This is a genomic window from Vibrio sp. 2092 (assembly GCF_033339635.1).
Taxonomy (GTDB): domain Bacteria; phylum Pseudomonadota; class Gammaproteobacteria; order Enterobacterales; family Vibrionaceae; genus Vibrio; species Vibrio alginolyticus.
Map to the genome: position 1 here is coordinate 1 of NZ_JAWOUY010000009.1, position 23139 is coordinate 23139.

The window sequence follows — 23139 nt, forward strand, 5'->3', positions numbered from 1 at the left end:
CTTTAAAATACAAAACGCCCGATGAAGTACATCGAGCGTTTTAGTTAAAAAGTGTCAACCCATATCAGGACGGGTCAAATCTACTTTCTGTGTCCGTAATTCTACGTAATGCTGAACACGTAGCTTGTTGAAGAGCAGTTATAGCGCTTCTCCAAAGACTAAAAAGCAAAGCTGTTCATATTCTTCGGTGTTACCAGCAAAAAGAGAGTCAACAATTTGCTCTTCCTTCTTCCCCGACAGTTTCATTTTTCTTGCTTCACGTAGTGTTAGTACCAAGCAAAGCTCTTTAGAAATATTCATGTCACAGCCAGGAGTCCACTGATTGATGGCTCTTGTTAACGTTGAGTGCGCTAGTTTAGGAGACAGCGTCAATACTTCATGTCTTACTACTGTCAGTAGATCGGTTTGCAGATCCGAGCGTTCGGCTGTTGTTGCTAGCTTCTCGACGAGCGCTTTTAGTAGCGGTGAAGGCTTCACAAAGCCCGCCTGTTGTGAGAACTCGTCATTTAAACGCACAGAAAAATCACAACGATATACACGAGAATTAGGTAAAAAGGTGAGGGAGCTCAAACATCCTTGAGGAATCCAAAAATATTGGCCTGGTTCAATGGCATACTCCTGCTTACCCAATTTAATGACGGCTAACCCTTCGATGACAGATAGTAGACTGTGCTTCAGTGCTTTTTTACGCGCAGCTACATCAAGAAAGGGGTATTTAGCGTCGTGAAATTCAATTGCGTAGTTCATTATGAGTACCAGTGTTTTTTGGCGCTAAGGGTAACGTTAAACCCATACGATTCCAACCTGCTGAGAGAATTTTTTAGCATGATAAATGGTGGCTTAACTGGTATGACCATGTTAAAAGTATGGGTTGAAATGCTGCTTGTCAGCAAAACTATGCGTAAAATGTGCCAGCTTTTTTTGATATGTAATGAACAATGACAGCCAATACCGATCCTTATATTGAAATTCGTCCTTACAACGACGAAGAAATTCCAGCAGCGCTGGATCGTCTAATCCAAGATGATGAATTTATCACTGCTATCCTAGAACATCGCTTTGCTAATAAAGCAGCGTGGTTCAAAACGCTAATGAGCCCGATCCTGCGTATCTACCTGAAAGCTAAGTGGAGCAAGCTTGATTCTGTCGAAGCAATTCAGATTGAAGTGAAGAAGTATCTGAAAGATACATTGAATAAGACAACGGATGGCGTCACTTTTTCTGGTTTGGATAAGCTGGATAAAAACACGTCATACCTATTCGTTTCTAACCACCGTGATATTGCGATGGACCCTGCGCTCGTAAATTATGGCTTGTACCAAAGTGGGCACCGTACAGTTCGTATAGCGATTGGCGATAACCTGCTGAAGAAGCCATGTGCGACAGAATTGATGCGACTCAATAAGAGCTTCATCGTTAAGCGCTCTGCTAAAGCGCCTAGAGAAATGATGAAAGCATTGGGACAATTGTCAAGCTATATCAAACATTCGCTTGATACTGGCAATTCAATTTGGATTGCCCAAAAGGAAGGTCGTGCTAAAGATGGAAACGACTTTACTGATCCTGCGATTTTAAAAATGTTCCATGTTGAAGGTCGTAAACAAAAGATCAGCTTTGGTGAGTACACGCGTTCTCTGAAAATCGTTCCAGTCTCGATTGCCTATGAAAATGATCCATGTGACATTGCCAAAGCAAAAGAGCTGTACGAAAAAGCAGAAAATGGCCGCTATGAAAAAGGCGAATTTGAAGATATCGAAAGTATCATTCAAGGTATCGTTGGCTATAAAGGCCGTGTACATGTTGCGTTTGGTGATGTGATTGAGCAAGAGTTTGAAACGCCGGAATCTCTTGCTGGTGAAATCGACCGCCAAATTCACAACAACTACAAGTTGTACCCAATCAACTTGTTAGCTGCTGGGCATGAAGATTCGAGCATCATTACGGAAGCGGTTAAGCGTCATCTCGCGGATAAGTTGGATCAGCTACCTGAAGGCGCAAGACCTTATTTGGTGGCGAGCTATGCTAATCCTGTGAATAACCAAGAGTAATCTTCGTCACTGAACTCGTTGATTCAGAATGCCTTAAAGCCTCGGTCTGCCGGGGCTTTTGTTTATCTGCTCTTTAAGGTGCGACGGCACCACCAAGGGTTAAATTGCTGGGCCATTTTGTGATCCTGTTACCACCTAAATAGATATTCCCTTTCACCGTCATTGTGTCTGGAAATACTTTCAGCGCTGATCCTCCAATATAGAGATTACCATCAACCACCAATCCTTCAGGAAGATCAGAAATGGGAGTGCGAATAACACTTAGATCACCTTTTACTCGAAGTTTAGCTGGAAGCGCTTTTAACGGTGTATCTGTCAGATTTAGGTAACCGCCTAGTTTGATGCCTTTAGGCCAGTTTTCGATCTTACTACCTAGTAGGTTTGCATAGCCTTTTATCTTTGTTCCTGAGCGAATAACTTTGAGTGCGCTGTTAGTTGCTTCCAGACTGCCTTCAACATCAAGCCCTTTAGGCAAGGTTTTGATAGGGGTTTGTGAGATGTTTAAGTTGCCCTTTACCACTAGGCCAGAGGGTAGTTGGGTGTAAGGCTTGTTTCTAAGATCAAGATTGCCGTAATTATCGATGTGACCAAACTTAGAATAGTAATCTAGCTCATATGCCAAAGGAGATGAGCAGAGTAGGATTGAAGTAAGGCATAGGGAAACAAAACGCATAGTCAAAGAGTTAGTTAAATACCGAGATCAACAGGTGCTTATCTTATACTTAAATAAACCTATTATGCATTTTTTGCTCACAGTTTTTGATTCATAACTTAAATATTCAAATTAGAGATGCACGCTAAAAGTGTGCGCTTCTTTACTGCGCTAAGTAACTTCAAGCTTACTAAAATGAGATAAATTAAATGATTGAATGTGAAGCAGACCCAAGTGTAGAGGTGAGAAAAATATCAGTAGATATTTGAATAATATGAGATTCTTCCAAGAACTTCACAAGGGTCCTTGTTAGTATTATTGAGGTTTGAGGGAGATTTTCATGAAGTTAAAAAGTGTATCTATTTTTACCGCTGGTGTTTTTGCAGTACTGCTGTCGGGTTCCGTTTTTGCTAAATCATACAGTACACCAGAAAACAAAGCGCTAATAGTTGCTGACGGTAAGGTAGGTCAGCGTATCTGTTACTACGATGATAAAGCCTACACCACAGGGGCCGTGATTAATGTTGAAGGCGTATTACTGATGTGTGCCGCTGAGAACGATTTTGAAACCAATGGCTCGTTAAAGTGGGTCGTGTTCAAAAAAGATAAATAAACGCGCCGAAGTTGTCTGTTTCATTTAGAGCGGTTTAAGATTAAGAGATTGGAAAAATAAAAAGCGAGCATCATGCTCGCTTTTTTCATTAACGCGCGAGTGAGCGAGTTTTTAATTCAAAGATAAGTTTTTCAGCACTTACTTCAAATTTGAATCGAGCCGTCGCTTGGTTCGATTCTTCGGTTATTTCTGAAACATTGTATTCAACATCAGCACATACTGATTTAGCGAGCTCGATGTATTTTTGTAGTTCAGACTCTAGCTCTGTTTTTGTCTGTGCGAAAACCGTTACGTCGGCAACTTCGTCACCTTCTTTGATGATAAAGCCTATCTCGCCAGCACAGCCGCAGGCCTCACATACTTGGTTTTTTTCTAATTCGACACTCATAACGAATCCTCTTGTAAATACTAAGGGTATTCTATCAGGTATTTGATCTGTATCTACAAAAATGACGACTTTTGCGTAAAAAAGGAACAGAATAGGCACTTGTTAAGTAAGGGTTAAAGATTGGATTACTAAATCATCAAGAACGTTAATGTGATATATATCAACATTTAAAATCAATTAACGAACATAGTGACGAGATTTTGCTCAGTCCAGTTGAACTAATGGTTAATTTATAAGACTATTTCTTGATTGATTATTTTTAATAATTATCATTCTTGGTCTTTGAATAGTTTCGATGAATAATTGGCGCAAGGTTTTGATGAGACTAACTTTTCGCCTTATTTTGAGTAGCATGTATTGACAAAAACATAACTGAAAATTACACATTACGCAGTGTAAAGACGTTATGGTTTGGAACTCGACATGATATTAAATAGTCGCAATACATATACCCAAAGCGCTTTCAAGTGCAGCGTTTAGCAACCTGATTTCTAGGTTTTCGCTAATCGAACCGCATCGGCGAGCCGGGTATAATGCTAAGAATGATTTCATTCTGGCCTCATTTAATAGTGAGTTAGATGGATTTACAAAGAGAAGAGCTTAAAATATGCCAAAGCGTAGTAAAGAAGATACCGAAATCACTATCCAAAAGATCATGGATGCCGTTATTGATCAGCTACTCAGATTAGGTTACGACAAAATGTCGTACACGACGCTAAGCCAGCAGACAGGTATATCGCGTACCGGTATTAGCCATCACTTCCCTAAGAAAACGGACTTCACCGCCGCACTGGATGGCCGTATCTTTAAAATGTTTATTGAACACTTAGAGTTTGATAAAGGATTGAATGCATTTTCACAAAGTTGGATTAAAGCGCTGGAAGATGCTGAATTCCTCGCGATTTTACGACTGCTATTCCATCACATTGTCACCGCTGAAAATGCGCAAGAATTTGCTGCTAATGGTATTGACCGCTTATACAAAATGGTTGAAAGCCAGTTTGGTGCGGGTGGTGACAAAGAGCTTGAGTGGTTGATTGGTCGATCATTGATCCAAATGAGCAAGTAATAGCCTTTAAAGCACCAAATTCTGCCACTATCAAAGCAAAGGCCCGCAACTCTCATATTGCGGGCCTTTGTCGTATCGAAGTGTTTTAGAGACGGCTTAGAGGAGATACGCTTTATGCTGCGGCATGCACTTGAGGGAAGTCTAGCGTCGGATGTTTTGTCACAATAGATCGATAGCCATAAACTTGCTCAATGCGCTCTGACGTTAGTGCATTCCATGGCGTGTCATCACAAACTAGTTTCCCGTTATGCAAGAGTACAAGGCGGTCTGCGTACTGAGAGGCTAGATTCAAGTCATGTAACACCACAACCACCGCTGCGTTTTGTGCTTTTGCCGTTTCACGAGCAATCTTTAACGTGTTGTGTTGGTGGGCGAGATCCAACGCTGAGGTAGGTTCATCAAGCATTAAGATTCGTTTTTCGCCAGATTGATGTAGTTGTGTCATCACTCGTGCTAGATGCAGTCGTTGCTTTTCTCCACCAGATAAAGACGGGTACAGGCTTTCTGCTAAATGCAATACGTCGGTTTGTTCCATGTAATGTAAAGCCAGTTTAGTGGTTTCTTTATTGGACAGTGATAGCGGTATTGCCCCCAGCTCTACTACTTCTCTGGCTAGAAATGGGAAGGTTAAGGTGCTGTGCTGCGGGAGCATTGCAATATGTTTGGCGCTTTTTTCAGGCTCCCAATCATGCTTTTGTTTACCGAAGTAGGTGATGTGATGATTCGAAGAGATCTCACCGCATAGAAGCTTGAGCAAAGTACTTTTACCTGCGCCATTGGGGCCGAGTAGGGCGGTCACTTCACCAGCTCGGATATCAATGTTGATGTCATTGAGCACCACACGGTTGCCATACGTCATCGAAATGTTTTTCCCCGATAAAACGATCTGGTTCATTACAAAATCTTCCCTTTTTGCTGGAACAATAAGTAGATGAAAAAGGGCGCGCCAATCAATGCGGTCACGATTCCAACTGGTAATTCAGCTGGTGCCACGGCAACACGAGCAAACATATCTGCGGCAGTAAGAAGCAGTGCTCCCATTAAGGCAGATATTGGTAATAGCGTTCGATGGTCAGGCCCAGCGAGCATGCGCCCTAAGTGAGGAATCACGAGCCCAATAAAGCCAATTGCACCACTGATGCTCACCGTAATACCAACACCCAGTGCAGAAAGTAAAATAAGCTGACGTTTGAGTTTTTGAACCGGAACTCCTAAGTGTCTTGCTTCTGATTCCCCTAACAACAGAGCATTCAGCGCCATCGACTTCTTCTGGAACCAGAGTAATAGGATGACGAGTGTTACAGCAGATAGAGCAATCCCTGACCAATTTGCACCAGCTAATGAGCCCATCGACCAAAGCGTCAAGTCTCGCAGCATCTGATCATCTGCGATAAAGTTCATGTAGCCAATCGCAGCACCCGAGAGCGCACTGATGGCAACGCCGGCTAACAACATAATTGTAACTGAGGTACCAAACTTACTTGTGCCGAGTTTATAAACGAGAATAGTCGTTAGTGCACCGCCAAGGAAAGCAAAAAGAGGCAGAGCCGCTAAGTTCATTAGTTGCGGATAGTTTTGGCTAAATTCAGCAAATACAACAATAGCGAATGCACCACCAAGAGCAGCGCCAGCAGACACACCAATGATACCAGGCTCGGCTAATGGGTTACGGAACAAGCCCTGCATAACCACACCACAAATTGCTAAAATGGCGCCGATGAACATACACAAAATGGTGCGAGGCAATCGGATTTCGTTAATGACCAACTGAATGTGAGGAGCGAGATCAGAACTGCCTCCCGTTAGGCTACGCAAACTGTCAGCAAAGCTAATGTTCATTGGGCCAACGGTAATAGAGGCGATAGCAATAAATGCTAAAAATCCACTAAGCACTGATAACGTCGTTGAAAGGGGGATGCGTCTTAACAACATGTCATGTCTCTATGGGTAAAGCAGTGCATTCAAGCGTTTAGCTTCTGCAAGGCTTTTAAGGCCCAAACCACCTACCAGAGCATGGCCATCAATCGTTATGATGTCTTTGTTCTTTCCAGCGGGTGTTGCAGCAAGAAGCGGCATTGCTTTTAAAATTGCATCGGCACCACCCAACGTTTCATAGCTGCGACCACTAACAAGAATCACGTCAGGCTGCATCTCTACCATCGCTTCTGTGGATAGAGGCTTGTAAGACGAGAGTTGTGTAGCGGCTGGGTTTTGTCCGCCGGCGAGTTGAATAATTGCATCGGGTGTCGTTTGTGAGCCCGCAACATTTGCAGGTCGCCCTTCATGGATCAGCAGAAAGAGCACTTTCTTTTTCTTCGCTTGATCAGGTTGGTTTGCATTGAGTGCTTGTACTTGCGCCTGGACATCTTGCTTTAAGCTTTCAGCTTGAGCCTTGCGATCCATAAGGTTCGCAATTTGATCAATACGTTGATAAAGGCCCTCGACATTTGCATCAGTATTAACAATTTCTACATCTACGCCAGCCGATTTCAATTGGCTCAATGTTGTTTTCGGCCCCATCTCATCAGAACCAATGACTTTTGTCGGACGTAAGGCGAGCAACCCCTCCGCTGAAAGACGACGATGGTAGCCCACTTTAGGCAGTTCCATTCCTTTTGGTAATTGACTGGTGACGTCGATAGCAACCAAGCTATCTTTAGCGTCGAGTTCAAGCAAGAGTTCAGTGACGGCGCTGCCTGCGCTAACAACGCGCTCTGAGGATGGCGTTTCATTGGCAAAAAGTTGACTACTCGCAAGTAGGGAAATAGCTGCCGTGACAACAGCATGAATAGTGATGCGTGTGTTCTTCATTTTGAAAGGATCTCTATCTTACTTATTTTTATGATGGCTCTTCAGTGAGTAACTGAGTTGCTTGAATTCCGTTTTCTTGTAAAAAGCCGAGAAGTTGTACTAGCGACTGAATATTCGCGGTTTTTTCTGCTCCAATTACAATCGGTTTATCGCTTGACTTACTCTCTTCTAACAGCGCGAGGGTAAAGTTGTCCCAATCGATATATGTCTTGCCGTTAATAGCCCAGTAAGGCTCGTCTTTAAGAATATTTACCGTGATGGATTGCTTATCGACATCTGCAACAGCCTGAGATTCTGTGCTCGGTAAATTGACGTCTAATGAATCGAGTTTGACCGCTGCGGTTAACATCAGGAAAACCATGACGATAAAAATAATGTCTAACAGCGGTGTTAAATCGGGGGTTAAACCGTTACGACTATTTTCTTGTGGTGTTTTAATCATTGAGTTGCAGCCTCAATCTTCTCAGAAGAGCGCAGTGTTACTTTTGAGTGGTCTGGCGAGACATGCTGTAACGAGATACCTTCAAGCCATAAGTTGACGTAGTTTAAAGTGTGCTCAAGCTTGGCGATTACACGATCCGCCCACAAACCAATGATCTGCGCTCCTGAAATGGCAGGAAGTGCGATAATGAGACCCGCGGCAGTGGTGCGCATAGCAAGACCTAGGCCGTCAGCCAAATCATTCGGAGTGATATTCCCCGTTGAAACCGCGATGCCTTTGAACATGTCAATTAAGCCAAGTACCGTACCAAGCAAGCCAATTAAAGGACTGATGACACCAATCAGCGTCAGCAAACGAAGGCCGGAATGCAGCTGATGGCGTTTTTCTTGCAGCCAAATACCTGCGGCATCTTCTCTTAAAGATTTCGAGAAAGAATGATGAGCAAGCAACATCGCAACACCACGGTACAGAAGCGGCCGCTTATTCGACAACTCTTCAGCAAGTGCTTCAAGCTCGCTCCCATCTGTTGGGTCTAATCCTGTGAGCTTTTGGCGAATGGCTCGCTTTCCTACACCAAGGCTAATTAACACATGGAATAATCTCTCGGCGATGATCATCACGGTTAGAGCTGAGCAAATGATCAAAGGCCATGTCATCAGCCCAAATTGAGTTTGTAATTCTTGTAGTTGTTCCATTATCCATCCAACTTAAAACGAACAGGTACTTGTACTCGGTGAGCGACTTTTAGCCCACCTGAAATATGTGGTGTAAATTGCCACTGTTTGATCGCACGAAGTGCTGAGGCATCTAGCGACTCTGTGCCGGAAGACTCAATCAAAACCTGTTTAATCTGGTTACCATTCTCATCTAGCCATATCTCATACAAGGCTACACCCTCAATACCGCGTCTTTGTGCAGATCTTGGGTAACGGGGTTGTGTTGGTTGACTCACAAACGTTGGTTTGTCGACCAAGACAGGCTGAGACGTTGCCCCTTTGGATTGGCTCGCAGGTGCGGATTGTTGAGCTACCGTCTCTTTCTTCACTGGTTCCGTTTTTTTCTTTGGTTTCGCTTCGGGCTGAACCTTTTGCTTTGTTACGGTTTTGGTGGGCTCGACCGCTTTAGGTTTAGATTGTTTAACCGGTTCAGGTTTTTTCTCTACTACCTTCTTCTTAACAGCGTCTTTCTTGACGACCTGTTTTTTTACAATCTTCTTTTCTGGTTCAGGTTGGTCTTGAGGCTGCTGCTCTTTTGGTGGCGCTACATTTTCTGGTGTAGATTTTTCGACAGCGGGAGGAGCAGACACAAGATTTAGACTTACCGAACTTGCTGGGTTTCCAGCCGGCATCGCGAACACCTTTGTCTCTTGAGAAACAAAAAGAAGTGCGGCATGGATGGCAAGGGAAGCACCTCCTGCAATGACATATCTTTGTACGTTCACGGAATATCTCGGGAAACTATGAAAACTTGGGCAGATTATTACTTACAATGGAAATAAGATCAATTATCAATTGCATTATCATTACGCTCAAATTATGATTCTTGCAGAATTTTTAAGATCAGCTTCCATCCCTTACATGATGGGAGTTAAGCGAGTATATATGAGCGTCGATATCGATAAGCTTGATGAATCAGTGTTGGGCAGTGATAGTCCTGATCCATTGCGATTTGCTTTTGTTAAGAAGCATTCTGCACATGCCGGGGGAGCGAGCGTACCTGTGCCCTCGTCTCAACAACAGGCGATTTTTTCGAGTATTACGGCTAACTCAATTAAAGCGACCAATAAGCGCTGTCTTTATATTCATGTTCCGTTTTGTCGCGTTCGTTGCACTTTTTGTAACTTCTTTCAAAATGCTGCAAGTCGCACACTGGTTGATGAGTACTTTGAAGCATTAATGCAGGAGCTTAGAGAGAAAGCGGCATTACCTTGGACACAAAATGGTATTTTTCACGCCGTATATATCGGGGGCGGAACGCCAACGGATTTATCTCCAATACAGGTTCGTGTGTTAGGCCAGGCTATCCGAGACCACTTTCCTTTGGCCGCAGACTGCGAAATCACCTTAGAAGGTCGCATCAATCGTTTTTCTGATGAGTTGTATCAAGGCGCTTTAGACGGTGGGTTTAATCGTTTCTCTTTTGGTGTGCAAAGTTTTAATACACAAGTGCGCCGCAGCGCAAAACGTTTAGATGATAGGGAAGATGTCCTCAAACGAGTGAGCGAGATCGCCAAAGAAGACAAAATTCCGGTCATTATCGATTTACTCTATGGCTTACCTTATCAAACCAAAGAAGTGTTAGAGCAAGATCTAAATGATTTCCTCTCGACTGGCGCACACGGACTGGATTTGTATCAGTTAGTGGTTGGTGGGTCAGCTCCCATGCTCAACCTCGTAGAGAAGGGAAAAATCCCGCCACCTGCGACCACACCAGAAAAAGCGGGAATGTATGAGCTCGGTGTGAACTTTATGGCCAAACACCATATGAAGCAACTTAGCGTGAACCATTGGGCAATCGATAACCGCGAGCGTAGTTTATACAATAGTTTAGCCAAGACTTATGCAGAGGTATTGCCAATTGGCTGTGGTGCTGGAGGTAATATCGGTGGCTACGGGATGATGCAACACCGCACACTAGAGACCTATATTAAAGCGGTCAAAGAAGGTCAAAGCACCATCGCGATGATGATGAAACAAAGCCCTCTAGAACCACTTTTTTCTGCACTCAAATCTGCGTTTGACCGTGGCATTGTTCAAGCAAATCAACTTCCATCATTTATGGGGGAGGACGCGTTCGTGTTTTTATTGCCTCTATTTAAAGTGTGGCAAGCGAAAGGCTTAGTACAGCTACATGAACGTAGCGCAGTCCTTACTCTTGCAGGCAGCTTCTGGGCAGTGTCATTGGCTCAAAGTTGTATTCAGGTACTCACATCAGAGATGAACGAAACCGTACCGAAAGCATCCAATAATTAATGAAAACAAATTGAACAAAAACGGAAGACACAATGGAATCAATCAAGCAACAAGTTGAAGTATTACTAGAGCAAGAACCACAATTATTGCCAGCTGCGATGGCAGAGCGTCTTGGCATTTCCGAGTTTGAGGTTGTTGCGGCTCTACCTCAGGAAATGGTGGCTATTGCACCAGGAGAGCAAGCGCAAAGCATCCTAGAAAGTTTGGTTGGTTTTGGCCCGGTGACGACCATCGTCCACTCTTTTGGTTCTATCTTTGAAGTTAAAGCGCCGTTTCCAAAAGGAAAAGTGGCGCGTGGCTATTACAATTTAATGGGTAGAGAAGGTGAACTGCACGGCCACCTTAAATTAGATAACGTTAAAAATGTCGCATTAGTCAGTAAACCGTTTATGGGTAGAGAGAGTCACTATTTTGGTTTTTTCTCGGAGTGCGGAAGCAATATTTTCAAGGTTTATTTAGGCCGTAACGAAAAGCGCGAGTTGATTGAAGAGCAAGTCACCGCATTTCGCGCCCTACAAGCCGAATTAAAAAAGTAATCACAAACATAATCGAGGCTTAACTCGAATACTAATTAGTAAAGTCAGGTATCAATATGGATCAACAAGTTAAACAAGAGCGTTTGCAAGGTCGTTTAGGGCCAGAGATCAAAGAGTTTCGTCAGGAGCGCCGTACACTTCAGCTTGCAACTATCGATGCAGAAGGTCGCCCGAATGTAAGCTACGCGCCTTATGTCCAAAACCAGGAAGGTTATTTCGTTCTCATTTCTAAAATCGCTCGTCATGCCCGTAACCTTTTAGAAAATCCAAATGTTTCATTGATGATGATCGAAGATGAAGAGTCTTCAAAGCAGCTGTTTGCTCGTAAGCGCTTAACTTTTGATGCGGTAGCAAATGTAGTTGAGCGAGACACAGAGATGTGGCAACAAGTTGTTGAACAAATGAAAGAGCGTTTTGGTGAGATTATTGATGGTCTAAGCCAGCTAGAGGATTTCGTTTTGTTCAACTTAAAGCCAGAATCGGGGCTATTTGTTAAAGGTTTTGGTCAGGCGTATCAAGTGTCTGGTGATGATTTAGTAGATTTTGTTCACCTTCAAGAAGGTCACAAGAAAGTCGAAAGTGCCTGATTGTAAACCGATCATATGAATGTCGATCATTTGGCATAATGAACGTTTAAAGGGAGTTAGGTTATACTGACTCCCTTTTTTATATTGGAACAAAAGCATGAAACCTGTAAGCAAGGAATTGAGCGAGATTTGCTATCCGTTTATTTACGAGGACAGTCCGGTTTGTGACTTTGAAATTACAGCAGATGAACTTTGTAGTCGTATTGGCCTTGTTCTCGCTATGGAGTTGGACGAGTTTAGCCGCGATATACTGACAAGAATGCAGCCTAATGTTTATCATCTAAATGGTTCGGTTCGCGGAAAATTAGCGATTACAGAGACGGAAGTTGAAGAGTTAAAGGCCGATTATGCTTTGCTCAAGCAACGTATTGATGGCGGCTTCAAAGGCTTTGTTCTACCCGGAGGGCACCCGGCAGCCAGTCAATTGCATTTGTGCCGTTGCCAAGCTAAAAAAACGGTACGAGCATTAGTTGCCGTTGAACATACAGGTAAGAAGCAGCCCGCACCTATTTTGTTTCGTTACGCGAACTTATTAGCGAATGTACTTTACAGCCTAGCTTCTTATATTAATCATGCTCACCAAGTCAAAGAGACGGAATTCGTTTCTCGTAGTTACGCGATGCCAAAGAAGTGAGCTGAGAAATTAGCGGATGTGAGCATCAGGGATAGGACAAGTACTGCATTATATTCTCAAATCAACTCGTCCAATAAGAGTTAAGAAGTCATAGCTTTGGCTTCTAGCTCTTTTGCTCCGCGAAGCATCGCTTCGATTAGTTCTCCTGCATTGAATTTCTCAAGTGCCTCATGCGCGCCAACTTGGTGAGCTCTGTCTACACAGATTTCGCTCGATAACGATGTATGTAAAATGCGGTATGAATGGTTCAGAGAGGAATTATTCTGAACTTCAAATGCTAATTCATAACCGTCTAATCCGGGCATTTCAATATCGCTGACCAGAATATCAATTGGGCGATGAGCCGCAGCGTCACTTTTCATCAGTTCCAATGCATCTAAACCATTTTTACAGATTTGATACCCAATATTGATGCTATCGAGTGCGTCACACAGCTGTTTACGAGCGATGGAAGAGTCATCCACCAATAGAATACTGAGTGCTTTTAGGCGTTCTCGCTCAATATCTGTCAGCATTGGGATCTTTGAATTCTCGTACTGCGGATAAATTTTGGAAAGTAGCAGCTCCACATCCAGCATTTGAACAGTTTTGTCCTCGTAGCGAGTAATTCCAGTCACGAAAATATTTTTTCCAGCGCTCGGAGGTGGTGTTTCAATAGCTTTCCAATCGCACTCAATGATCTTCTCTATACTACGAACCATAAACGCAACCACGGTTCGCAAGCAATCTGTCACGATCAAGTAGCAGCTTTTATATTCTTCTTCACTAATAGGACGAAAGCCAACAGCCGCTGACATATCGATCACTGGTACTGTTAAGTTACGTATCGTAACGGTTCCAATGACGTGATGATGCGAGTAAGGGATCTTTGTCGTTGGCATGTACGGGACGATTTCACGGACTTTTAGCGTACCGATAGCGAAACTCTGTTGCAGGGTGAGCTTAAACATCAACATGCCCTGAGATTGATTCGCTTTGCTAACGACTTTTGCCATGAAAATAACCTTATAAACACCACCGAATTGTGTCTAATCTAATATTATCAGACGAAGGCTTCAACCATCGGAGAGACAAATGTGAGCTTTTTAGACAATCTTTAAGAGACATAGTGATTAACTGAGCAAAACTTGTTTGTATTTTAAACTCATTATGTAGACGATTTTATATTCCTCGTGTATTGGGGCCTTTACCGCTGAGCTATTATTAAGAAATGTTTGGTCTGTTAAAAAGGATTGGGTACACTTGCGCGACCAGAATAGTGAGAGATAGAACAATGGCAAATACAGCAGCCGCATTACATATTCTTGTGAAGCACAAAGAGCAAGCGGAAGACATAATCAAGCAACTGAAAAAAGGCGCAAAGTTTCAGACATTAGCGAAGAAGTATTCAACTTGCCCGTCAGGCAAACGCGGTGGTGACCTTGGTGAATTCCGCCGTGGTCAAATGGTACCTCAATTCGACAAAGTGTGCTTTTCTGGCGAAGTGTTAACGCCGCATTTAGTTAAAACCAAGTTCGGTTGGCATGTTGTGAAGGTGCTTTACAGAACATAAGGCTTGGTATCGACCTAAACATTGTCAGATGAAACCCACAAGCATTAAATATCATCTGTACGGTCTCTTTTCACCAATCACTACCGTTATGACATGGCAGATACATTCTGATTTGCCATGCTCCACCAAACGCTAATCTTTCCAAACTAGAAACTCATTTATATGCAGTTAACTTGGCTTTTCTCATAAGTCGTTATCCTATTTCAAGCTTTGGTATGAGAATACGTTTGCTGGTTGTATCAATTATCAATGCTATTCCTTGCTGGCGAACTTTGGTTCATGTTCGGGCGCCATTCGCATATGATAGCGACCTTATAAAAATTAACCCCGTTCATAATTTAAGATGTCCCTGACTCATAAAGACTATTTTAAAATCGCATTTCCTTTCATTGTTTCTACTGTTACCCAACCATTGTTGGGGGCGGTGGACACCGCGGTGATCGGTAAACTCGGTGTGGCTGAGATGATTGGTGGTGTGGCGATCGGCACCGTCATCATGAACACCTTGTATTGGTTGTTTGGCTTTTTCCGCGTAAGTACTACGGGGCAAAGTGCAATCGCATTAGGTAAAAATAGCCCAGAAGATCAAGCGAGCAGCTTATTTCGTCCTTTCGTGCTTTCGCTTTGCCTTGGCTTGATTTTCATTGCGTTGCAGTCCGTGATTTGGATGGGGGCAGAGCTGATTATCTCCCCTGATGCAGTCGTGGCCGAAAACGCGAAGATTTACTTCGATATCATGATCTTTGGTGCACCGTTTGTACTGCTGAACTACACCGTGATTGGTTGGCTGATGGGGCAGGCGAAAGCCAAAGAAACCTTGCTCACGCAAGTGTTTGGTAACGTGCTGAACATCGTGCTGGATATCGTCTTTGTGTTGTACTTCGATATGGGCATTGCTGGTGTTGCGGTGGCGACACTTATCGCGCAAATCTCGACGTTTGTTATTGGTGCGGTACTGGTGCTGAAAACTTGTCGCTTCCCGCTGTTTGATTACATTCAAACAGCAAAAATGACGCGTAAAGATCTCAAAGTTATCGCGTCTTCCAATATGGATCTGTTGCTTCGAACAGTGTGTCTATTGGTGTTCTTCAACATGATGGCGCGTGTGGGCTCTCAGCTAGGCTCTGATGTGCTCGCTGCGAACGCAATCTTGATGCAAGTGACCTTTATCGTCAGCTACATGTTCGACGGTGTGGCGAATGCGTCGAGCGTCTTCGCAGGTAAAGCCGTAGGGCAGAAGAATCCTACATTGCTTGATAACGTGATTAAGCTAAACACGCAATGGACCGCGGCGTTCGTTGTTGTCTTGACCTTGCTGCTGGTGCTGTTCAAACATCAAGTGGTGTCGTTATTTACCACTTTGCCAAACCTTGTTGAGCTGTATCTAGACATGAGCCCTTGGTTATTGGCATTCCCGTTGGTTGCTGGTTTTGGTCTTACGTTTTACGGCATCTTTACCGGTACAGGGACGACGCGACCAGTGCGTAACTCTACCTTTCTAACCATGGTGTTGTTCTTAGTGACCCAATTTATTGCGGTGCAATATTGGGGCAATCACGGTTTGTGGCTGGCATTCACTTTGTTCTACGTTGGGCGTTTTGTCTTCTTGTTCCCATACCTCGGTCAAGTTAAACAAAAGTGTCTTTAATTCACACTGTCACAAACGACCTAATTTAGATGTTCTTAAAACAAGGGTGGAGCCATCTGCCCTTGCTGATAAATCTGAAAAAGGTGATGAAATAACCTTTCCGACTGGTTTCCTTGCTTTAACCCGCATGATATTATCTGTGATGTTATATTATTACATTTAGTTTATGCCGTGATTTCTCAACCAATACTCTCCGTTAATAATCTCAGCCTTACAGACTCAGAACGCACACTCTTCAAAGACATTTCTTTTGAGCTGTTTCAAGGTGAAGTTCTTGCCATTATGGGACCTTCCGGCATTGGTAAATCCATGTTGTCGAAAGCCGTCGCAGGTTTTTTGCCGTCTGATATTTGGGTCGACGGAAGTATCCAGCTTAACAGCAGTGAAGTCGCACAAACTGCCATACTGCAACGTAGTCAACCGCAGCGCCCCGCGGTCATTTTCCAAGATGCACTTAAAGCACTGAATCCATTGGCCTCTGTCGAGCAACAACTGTGTTTGGCATGGACAGGCAACAAAACACGCTTGTCTTCAGCAAACCGAGAAACGGTGACGACCTTGTTGTCTCAACTCGGATTTACGGATCCAAAAGCAGCATTAGCGCAGCATCCAAGCCAGTTATCTGGTGGTCAGCGTCAGCGTATTTGTATTGCGATTGCGTTGCTTGGTAGTGCCAACTTGATCATCGCAGATGAGCCCACCAGTGCGCTCGATCCAATCACCGAAGCGGAGATCCTTGAGTTGTTCCGCAGCAGTGTTCAGCAACGCAACATCAGTGGTTTGTTGATCACGCACGATCTATCTGCGGCTTTGGCGTGTGACAAAGTCTTGGTGATTGCGGACAACACCATGGTGGCTTATGGCGCACCATGGCAAGCCATTCAGCAAAGTTCGCATCCTTTCTGTCAACAACTTGCGCAACTGCTGCCTTAACCTCATCTCTGGAGCCTATTTTGACTAAGCACAACTTGAGCGGGCACATGCAGCCTAAATCGGCGGAAGTTCGCTTTGCGCAAGCCAGTGTTCACTATTACTCCAAACCAAGTTGGTTAGGGGGCAAACCGTTTAAGGCGCTCGAACAATTGGATCTTGCCATTGATACACAGAACATTGCGATTGTTGGTCCTTCTGGTGCGGGTAAATCGACCTTGATTGAGCTTCTATTCGGTCTTCGTAAACCCACATCTGGTGAAGTGTATGTGTGTGGTTATCCGCTATCGCGTAGCTCGGCTAAGCAGCGCCAAGAGTTGTGTCAGCACATTCAATTGATTCCGCAAGAGCCGCAATCGAGCTTGAATCCTTATTACACCGTTCGCCAGATCTTACTGGAGCCTTTGAGCAACATTGGTTTAACGCAAGAACTTAACGAGAAGGTGGAAAAGGTCTTGGCGGATGTCGGTTTGGATCTCACATTGCTGGATCGTAACCCGCAGCAACTATCAGTTGGGCAAGCGCAACGTGTGGCTATCGCCAGAGCTTTAATTGTTGAGCCTTGTGTGTTGGTTGCCGATGAGCCAACCAGCAGCCTAGACCCCGTCAGTCGTAAACAGATTCTCGACTTGTTGGCAGGCATTCAAAAGAGTCGTCAGATGCGCCTGATTTTGGTGACACATGACCTCGATGCGGCACAAACCCTATGCGATGAAATCCTAGTGTTAGACAAAGGACGCGTTGTCGAGCACGGCACGGCACAAAACGTGACAAATAACCCATCACACTTGATCACGAGAGCCTTGATGAGCGCTCAACACAAAAGTAATGAATTCACAAAAACCATTGGAGAGGTTTCTTATGCACCTTAGTACTCCCAAGTTAGCTTTGTCGCTGGCTTTAAGCGCACTGCTGACCGGTTGTTTTGACTCTGGCGAAAGCAAGCCAGAAGCGGAAAAAGCAGCTGCACCGCAAGCAACGGAAATTCGCGTTGCCATGATGCAACCACCACGCACAGGTTTGTCACCACTTTCAGATGACGCGTTCAAACTGTCACGTTGGAGCACGGCAGAAACGCTAGTGAACCTAAACGATCAGTCGGTAGCAGAGCCTATGCTGGCAACAGAGTGGGAACAAGTTGACCCAATGACGTGGCAATTTAAGGTACGTAAAGGCGTGAAATTCCACGATGGTTCTGAGCTTGATGCCAACGCGGTTGTGAACTCTCTACAAAAAGCATTAGATGCCGCACCTAAACCACGCATCTTGGACGGTATCGAATGGCAAGTTCGCGCATTGGACGACTTCACTGTTGAAATCAAAACGACCTTTAACGATCCACTGTTGCCAAGCCGTCTTTCTAGCCCACAGCTAGCGATCCTTTCTGGTGCTGCATATCAAGAAAACGGTCGTGTTGTGCCAATCAAAGCAGGTACGGGCCCATTCGTTCTGACAGAAATCAACGGGACAACCAGCGCAAAACTGAAGCGTTTTGACGGTTACTGGGGTGAAAAAGCAAAAGTAGACAGTATCTTTGCTGAATACGTACCAAACGGTTTTGCTCGTGCTGCAGCACTGCGTACTGGTGAGGCGGATGTAGTGGAAGCCGTTCCTGTTTCGCAAATCGCGATGATGGAATCTTCACAGCTGCACGAAGTCGCAATGCCGCGTACCAACACGCTTTACCTAAACAATAAATCAGATGTGTTTAGCCAGTTCGGTTTGCGTAAAGCAGCGGCTCAAGCGGTTAACCGTGAGCAAATCATCAAAACGGTTTACGAGAACCACGCCGATTCAGCGAAAGGTCTGTTAGGTCCAGCATTGGCATGGGCTCAACCAATTCGTGACGCGAACCCTCGTATGGAAACCATGGAAATGCGCCACGCGAATGGGGAGAAGATCACCATTGGTACGTTTACCGACCGTGCTGAGTTGCCAGAAGTGGCGGTGCTGCTAAAGCAACAACTTGAAGCGGCTGGCTTTGTGGTTGAACTAGACGTTCGTGAATATGCACAAATCGAAAACGATGCACTAGCAGGTAAGTTCGATGCGTTCTTGTTGTCACGTGCAACGGTGCTGGATTCTGGTGACCCAGTGGCGTATATGCAAAGTGACTTTAGCTGTAAAGGTTCTTACAACCTAGGGCAGTTCTGCTCAGAAGAGGTGGACGCAGCATTGAAACACGCTGATCGTCAGCCTTTGGGTGAGAAACGCCAACAAGCGATCATCGAAGCAGAAAGCAAAATCCTTGAGCAATACGCTGTGATTCCACTGCTTCACGAGCGTGTAATCCAAGGTGAGAGTGACCGCGTGAAGAACGCACAACGTGACCCACGTGAGCGTCGCCTGATCGACCAGTTTACTGAGGTGAACTAACTCGATGTCGTCTGTTGCCAACATGCGCTCTCGTTGGAGCGCTTGTATGCCTGAATGGTTTACGCGTTTTTTGTCGCGCTTCCTGTCACTCGGGGTAGTGGTTGTGCTGGTGGGTTTGATGCCGGATATTGCCGGTATCGACCCAAGCCAATCAATCCTCCGTGCTCGTGCGGGTGCTCAACAATTGCTGACGGCAGAAGCTCTGCAAGCAATTCGAGAAGATCTTCAACTTGACCGCAGCGCTGCTGAGCGACTGTGGGATTGGTTGACGCTTGCCATGCAAGGTGACTTAGGTGTCTCTTGGGTGAGTGGCGCATCCGTGATGGAGAGCGTTCAACAAACCGCAAAAACGTCGCTATTACTGATGCTTACAGCGCTAGGCATGGCATTTGTAATGTGCATGGCGAGCGTGTTTTACACTGTGCGTCGTTGGCAACAGAATCGTTTAGACAAACATCATGACACGCTCAGTTCGGTGTTGGTTTCATTGCCGGAATACGTGATTGCTTCATTGCTGATCATGGTGTTTTCCATCTGGTTGGGTTGGTTCCCACCTTATGGTTGGCAGGGCGTGCAAAACCTCTGGTTACCAAGTTTGGCAATGGCATTGCCTGCGGCTGGTTTGTTCGGGCGCTTGCTCAATGACAGCCTCAAGCGTGTACTAGATGAGCCTTGGGTGATCACTTGGCTATCGGCGAACGTCAGTAAGTTTCAAATCTTACGCTTTGCCTTGTGGCGTGCCGTTAGTAACTTGATTCCTCAAATCGCAATGACGGTGATTGGTTTAACCGGCGGCGCGGTTGCTGTGGAACAAGTGTTTTCCATTCCGGGTATCGGACGACTAATTTTAGGCGCGGCGAAGTCACAAGATCTGCCGATGCTGCAAGGTGGTTTGTTGGTGTTGCTGGTGTTCTCGATGTTGATCAGTAGTGCGAGCATCTTATTGCAACGCTGGTTACTCGGGCACAGTGTCACAAGTGGTAAGTTGATCAGCAGTCACAGCACGTTCCGTTTTACCCAAAGCACCACCAAACGCATCGTCAGTGCGACAATCTTTGCCTTGCTGATTGGTTGTGCGGGATGGGCCTTAATGCGCGATCCTTACACTATCCAATTTACCCGCCTTGAATCGCCAAGCTTAGCAGCACCGTCTGGTGCCGATGCGGTCGGGCGAGATCTGCTTGCTCGTGTTGGCGGCGGTATGATGTCGACAATCAAAATGGGCATCATCGCAACCTCCCTTAGTTTGGTGATTGGTTTGCTGCTCGGCTTTGTGACTCGTTATAGCCAAGGCTTAATTGAGATCACCAAAGGTGTGCCATACATTGTGGCGGGTCTGCTGATTGCTGGTCTAACGGGAATGAACCCAAACAGTGCCTTGATTGCTATTGTTATGGTGTCATGGGCACCATTAGCGGCGCACTGTGCAAGTTTGTTGATGGAAGCCAAAGCGCAGCCTTACACGCATCTTGCGCCCATTTGGGGAACCAGTCAGTGGCGAGTACTCCGTTACTACTTGTTGCCTTATGTGCTGCCGCCATTGATTCGCCACGCGTTTCTGCGTTTGCCTTACATTACGCTTAGCCTGACTTCTCTGAGTTTTATCGGACTTGGCGTTAAGCCGCCAGAACCTGAGTGGGGTTTATTGATTGCAGAGAATCTGCCTTACATCGAGCGCTCACCATTGGGTGTCTTACTGCCTATCTCAGGCTTGGTTTTGATTGCAATTGCGGTGAATTTGATTTTTGATGACAAGTGACGAGCAGCGATAAAGCGAAGTGAGCTTCCATATCCAGATGTAATCAGTAATTTGGTAATTTAGAAAACAAAAGGATGTGTTTTCTGCCAGAAAGTACACAGCACGGTCTATGTATATTGGAAGCATCTATAAATTAACGAGTATAAAAGTTACGCGAACTCAGATGTTTAGGTAGTGTTACTCTTTATACACACGTAATCCTTTATCCGTTAATTCTTGAGTGACCACTTCGGATAGGTTTCGATCGGTAATAATTCCGTCCAATTGCTCGATGTCTAATGCATGAAAGCTCGCTATCTGACCGTATTTAGTTGAGTCTGAGATCAGATAATTGGTTTGTGCCGCCTTGATGATTGCTTTTTTAACGAGAACTTTATTTTCATTAGGTGTTGATAAGCCTTTCAAGCTCCAAGATGAAGTCGAAATAAAGGCGATATCAATATTTAGCCCATTCAAGAACTCTGCGACTTTTCCTCCAATGGTGGATTGGTTCTCGCGGTCAATTTTTCCCCCAGTGTGGTAAAGCTCACATTCACTGTGCGTCATAAGGAAAGCAGCAATAGAGAAGTCATTGGTGATCACTAAAAGATCATTACGATTTGCTATTTGATGGGCGATTTCTAGAGAGGTTGTTCCCGCATCCAAGTAAATCGTAGCGTCTTGACCAATTAACGTAGCCGCCAGCTTACCAATTTGAATTTTTTCATCCGCTTGTTGCTCGACCTTCGCATCATGGGAAAGTTCGGAATGTAGAGCTTGAGCGAGTTGCACTCCACCAGAAACAGAAACGACTTTACCTGAGGATTCAAGCTTCACGATATCACGACGAATGGTCATATGTGATACGCCAAGGTGGTCGGTTAAATCTGAAATGCTTAACACTTCTTGATGTGATAACAGGGATAATATGGTTCTTTGACGTTCTGCTGGGATCATAGTTTCACTTCTATATTCTTGTTTTTCAGTATCCTACCAATCTTTTCATTTGTTGTGAATATCTGTGAATTATGTTCTCAACGTTGTAAGAACAGCCTTCGCTTGTGTTAACTGCTCGGAATATCTCTGCCCATAAAGAGGTATATATCACGACATTGTTAATTTGTGTGAAAAAATGTGATTCAAAGCGAGGTCTTAGTATTAATCTTCACATATAATCACATCAACCAAACAAGAATTAACAAAGTTTAATAGACCAGAAGGCATTGTTTTTATGAGTGAAGTTCAATCTGTAGGTGTTATCGGTTTAGGCTCTATGGGAATGGGCGCCGCAAAGTCATGTGTGCGTGCAGGCCTAGATGTCTATGGTTTCGATTTAAATTCTCAAGCGCTTGAAGAGTTAGGTTCATTCGGTGCAAAAGCTGTTTCTACAAATGCAGTTGAGTTTGCAGATAAGCTTGATTCGGTTCTAGTTCTTGTTGTGAACGCAGCTCAAGTTAACACGGTCTTGTTCAAAACCGGTCTTGCTACAGCGCTTAAGCCGAATACGCCAGTAATGGTTTCAGCAACCATCTCAGCAGAAGACGCAAAACAAATTGAAGCGAAATTGGCAGAACACAATCTTGTGATGCTTGATGCACCGGTATCTGGTGGTGCTGCAAAAGCAGAATTAGGTGAGATGACTATTATGGCGTCGGGAGCGCAAAGCACATTTGATGCACTTGAACCAGTACTCAACGCAACGGCAGCTAAAGTCTACAACATCGGTGAAGCGATTGGCCTAGGCGCAACTGTGAAGATTATCCACCAATTGCTAGCAGGTGTTCATATCGCAGCTAGTGCTGAAGCAATGGCATTAGCGGCACGTGCAAACATTCCTCTTGACCTGATGTACGACGTGGTGACGAATGCAGCGGGTAACTCTTGGATGTTTGAGAACCGCATGAAGCATGTAGTTGATGGTGATTACTCCCCTAAATCTATGGTCGACATCTTTGTGAAAGATTTAAACCTCGTATCGGACACAGCAAAAGATCTCAAATTTCCACTTCCTCTATCAAGCACAGCACTAAACATGTTTTTGAGTGCAAGCAATGCTGGTTTTGGCCAGGAGGACGACAGTGCCGTTATCAAGATTTTTGATGGTATTGAGCTTCCAGGTGTAGAAAACAAACAGAAGTAAGCG

The 23139-nt window shown here is 44.6% G+C and carries 25 protein-coding genes; 14 read left to right on the top strand and 11 right to left on the bottom strand.

Annotated features, from left to right (window positions below):
• Window positions 1–138: 138 nt before the first annotated feature.
• On the bottom strand, window positions 139–747 hold the full coding sequence (locus tag R7P80_RS15895; RefSeq protein WP_064354553.1) for a hypothetical protein: 609 nt from the start codon (window positions 745–747) through the stop codon (window positions 139–141).
• A gap of 191 nt (window positions 748–938) precedes the next feature.
• On the opposite strand from R7P80_RS15895, the gene R7P80_RS15900 reads away from it, so the two are divergent.
• Window positions 939–2048, top strand: a complete 1110-nt coding sequence (locus R7P80_RS15900) for a 1-acyl-sn-glycerol-3-phosphate acyltransferase (RefSeq protein WP_005385027.1) — start codon at window positions 939–941, stop codon at window positions 2046–2048.
• Between the two features lie 73 nt (window positions 2049–2121).
• On the opposite strand, the gene R7P80_RS15905 is transcribed toward R7P80_RS15900, so the two are convergent.
• Complete coding sequence (locus R7P80_RS15905) at window positions 2122–2721, bottom strand: hypothetical protein (RefSeq protein ID WP_005375305.1); 600 nt, start codon at window positions 2719–2721, stop codon at window positions 2122–2124.
• A 319-nt stretch (window positions 2722–3040) separates the two neighbouring features.
• Between R7P80_RS15905 and R7P80_RS15910 the strand changes: the two genes are divergently transcribed.
• A complete protein-coding gene (locus tag R7P80_RS15910) occupies window positions 3041–3313 on the top strand; it encodes a YnjH family protein (RefSeq protein ID WP_170890007.1) in 273 nt (90 codons plus the stop codon).
• Window positions 3314–3401: 88 nt separating this feature from the next.
• On the opposite strand, the gene R7P80_RS15915 is transcribed toward R7P80_RS15910, so the two are convergent.
• Window positions 3402–3701: a YfcZ/YiiS family protein gene (locus R7P80_RS15915; RefSeq protein ID WP_005375307.1), complete on the bottom strand. Its 300-nt coding sequence runs from the start codon at window positions 3699–3701 to the stop codon at window positions 3402–3404.
• Between the two features lie 607 nt (window positions 3702–4308).
• Between R7P80_RS15915 and R7P80_RS15920 the strand changes: the two genes are divergently transcribed.
• Entirely contained in the window at window positions 4309–4770 is a 462-nt protein-coding gene (locus R7P80_RS15920; RefSeq protein WP_005385033.1) for a TetR/AcrR family transcriptional regulator, read from the top strand.
• Between the two features lie 112 nt (window positions 4771–4882).
• Here the strand turns inward: R7P80_RS15920 and R7P80_RS15925 are convergent, their stop codons facing one another.
• From R7P80_RS15925 to R7P80_RS15950, 6 genes are read right to left on the bottom strand one after another with little or no spacing between them, the layout of a single operon-like run.
• Window positions 4883–5665: a heme ABC transporter ATP-binding protein gene (locus R7P80_RS15925; protein WP_053303821.1), complete on the bottom strand. Its 783-nt coding sequence runs from the start codon at window positions 5663–5665 to the stop codon at window positions 4883–4885.
• Window positions 5665–6702 (bottom strand): FecCD family ABC transporter permease, encoded by a 1038-nt coding sequence (locus R7P80_RS15930; RefSeq protein WP_005375318.1) that lies wholly within the window; start codon window positions 6700–6702, stop codon window positions 5665–5667. The genes R7P80_RS15925 and R7P80_RS15930 overlap by 1 nt, the downstream gene beginning before the upstream one ends.
• Window positions 6703–6711: 9 nt before the next feature.
• The gene (locus tag R7P80_RS15935) at window positions 6712–7581 is read right to left on the bottom strand and encodes a heme/hemin ABC transporter substrate-binding protein (RefSeq protein WP_005375320.1); all 870 of its coding nucleotides are present in this window, start codon (window positions 7579–7581) and stop codon (window positions 6712–6714) included.
• 28 nt (window positions 7582–7609) lie between these two features.
• Window positions 7610–8023: an ExbD/TolR family protein gene (locus R7P80_RS15940; RefSeq protein WP_005375322.1), complete on the bottom strand. Its 414-nt coding sequence runs from the start codon at window positions 8021–8023 to the stop codon at window positions 7610–7612.
• Window positions 8020–8718: a MotA/TolQ/ExbB proton channel family protein gene (locus R7P80_RS15945; protein WP_225491764.1), complete on the bottom strand. Its 699-nt coding sequence runs from the start codon at window positions 8716–8718 to the stop codon at window positions 8020–8022. Before R7P80_RS15945 ends, R7P80_RS15940 begins: the two co-directional genes overlap by 4 nt.
• Window positions 8718–9464, bottom strand: coding sequence for an energy transducer TonB (locus tag R7P80_RS15950; RefSeq protein ID WP_064354554.1), 747 nt, complete (start codon window positions 9462–9464; stop codon window positions 8718–8720). Before R7P80_RS15950 ends, R7P80_RS15945 begins: the two co-directional genes overlap by 1 nt.
• Before the next feature lie 160 nt (window positions 9465–9624).
• Here R7P80_RS15950 and hutW point away from each other — a divergent pair, with 160 nt between their 5' ends.
• The 4 genes from hutW to R7P80_RS15970 all read left to right on the top strand — a co-directional run bounded on the left by hutW (window position 9625) and on the right by R7P80_RS15970 (window position 12752).
• Window positions 9625–10995 (top strand): heme anaerobic degradation radical SAM methyltransferase ChuW/HutW, encoded by a 1371-nt coding sequence (hutW, locus tag R7P80_RS15955; protein WP_225491763.1) that lies wholly within the window; start codon window positions 9625–9627, stop codon window positions 10993–10995.
• A 32-nt stretch (window positions 10996–11027) separates the two neighbouring features.
• Window positions 11028–11531, top strand: coding sequence for a heme utilization cystosolic carrier protein HutX (hutX, locus tag R7P80_RS15960; protein WP_005385051.1), 504 nt, complete (start codon window positions 11028–11030; stop codon window positions 11529–11531).
• 56 nt (window positions 11532–11587) lie between these two features.
• Window positions 11588–12118 carry a heme utilization protein HutZ gene (hutZ, locus tag R7P80_RS15965; protein ID WP_222716848.1) on the top strand — a complete coding sequence of 177 codons (531 nt, stop codon included), beginning with the start codon at window positions 11588–11590 and terminating at the stop codon, window positions 12116–12118.
• A gap of 97 nt (window positions 12119–12215) precedes the next feature.
• Window positions 12216–12752: an ATP:cob(I)alamin adenosyltransferase gene (locus R7P80_RS15970; RefSeq protein ID WP_005375333.1), complete on the top strand. Its 537-nt coding sequence runs from the start codon at window positions 12216–12218 to the stop codon at window positions 12750–12752.
• A gap of 80 nt (window positions 12753–12832) precedes the next feature.
• Here the strand turns inward: R7P80_RS15970 and R7P80_RS15975 are convergent, their stop codons facing one another.
• Entirely contained in the window at window positions 12833–13747 is a 915-nt protein-coding gene (locus R7P80_RS15975; protein ID WP_005385059.1) for a chemotaxis protein, read from the bottom strand.
• A gap of 215 nt (window positions 13748–13962) precedes the next feature.
• On the opposite strand from R7P80_RS15975, the gene ppiC reads away from it, so the two are divergent.
• From ppiC to R7P80_RS16005, 6 genes are all read left to right on the top strand, one after another.
• Window positions 13963–14304 carry a peptidylprolyl isomerase PpiC gene (gene ppiC, locus R7P80_RS15980; RefSeq protein WP_081007916.1) on the top strand — a complete coding sequence of 114 codons (342 nt, stop codon included), beginning with the start codon at window positions 13963–13965 and terminating at the stop codon, window positions 14302–14304.
• Window positions 14305–14647: 343 nt separating this feature from the next.
• Window positions 14648–15952 carry an MATE family efflux transporter gene (locus tag R7P80_RS15985; protein WP_225491762.1) on the top strand — a complete coding sequence of 435 codons (1305 nt, stop codon included), beginning with the start codon at window positions 14648–14650 and terminating at the stop codon, window positions 15950–15952.
• Between the two features lie 171 nt (window positions 15953–16123).
• Window positions 16124–16885, top strand: coding sequence for an ATP-binding cassette domain-containing protein (locus tag R7P80_RS15990; RefSeq protein WP_225491761.1), 762 nt, complete (start codon window positions 16124–16126; stop codon window positions 16883–16885).
• A gap of 20 nt (window positions 16886–16905) precedes the next feature.
• Entirely contained in the window at window positions 16906–17754 is an 849-nt protein-coding gene (locus tag R7P80_RS15995; protein WP_225491760.1) for an ABC transporter ATP-binding protein, read from the top strand.
• Complete coding sequence (locus tag R7P80_RS16000) at window positions 17744–19258, top strand: ABC transporter substrate-binding protein (RefSeq protein ID WP_025768505.1); 1515 nt, start codon at window positions 17744–17746, stop codon at window positions 19256–19258. Before R7P80_RS15995 ends, R7P80_RS16000 begins: the two co-directional genes overlap by 11 nt.
• A gap of 4 nt (window positions 19259–19262) precedes the next feature.
• The gene (locus tag R7P80_RS16005; protein WP_390509592.1) at window positions 19263–21017 is read left to right on the top strand and encodes an ABC transporter permease subunit; all 1755 of its coding nucleotides are present in this window, start codon (window positions 19263–19265) and stop codon (window positions 21015–21017) included.
• Between the two features lie 177 nt (window positions 21018–21194).
• Here the strand turns inward: R7P80_RS16005 and R7P80_RS16010 are convergent, their stop codons facing one another.
• A complete protein-coding gene (locus R7P80_RS16010; RefSeq protein WP_005375354.1) occupies window positions 21195–21953 on the bottom strand; it encodes a DeoR/GlpR family DNA-binding transcription regulator in 759 nt (252 codons plus the stop codon).
• Between the two features lie 274 nt (window positions 21954–22227).
• On the opposite strand from R7P80_RS16010, the gene ltnD reads away from it, so the two are divergent.
• Entirely contained in the window at window positions 22228–23136 is a 909-nt protein-coding gene (gene ltnD / locus R7P80_RS16015; RefSeq protein WP_213893300.1) for an L-threonate dehydrogenase, read from the top strand.
• Window positions 23137–23139: the final 3 nt, after the last annotated feature.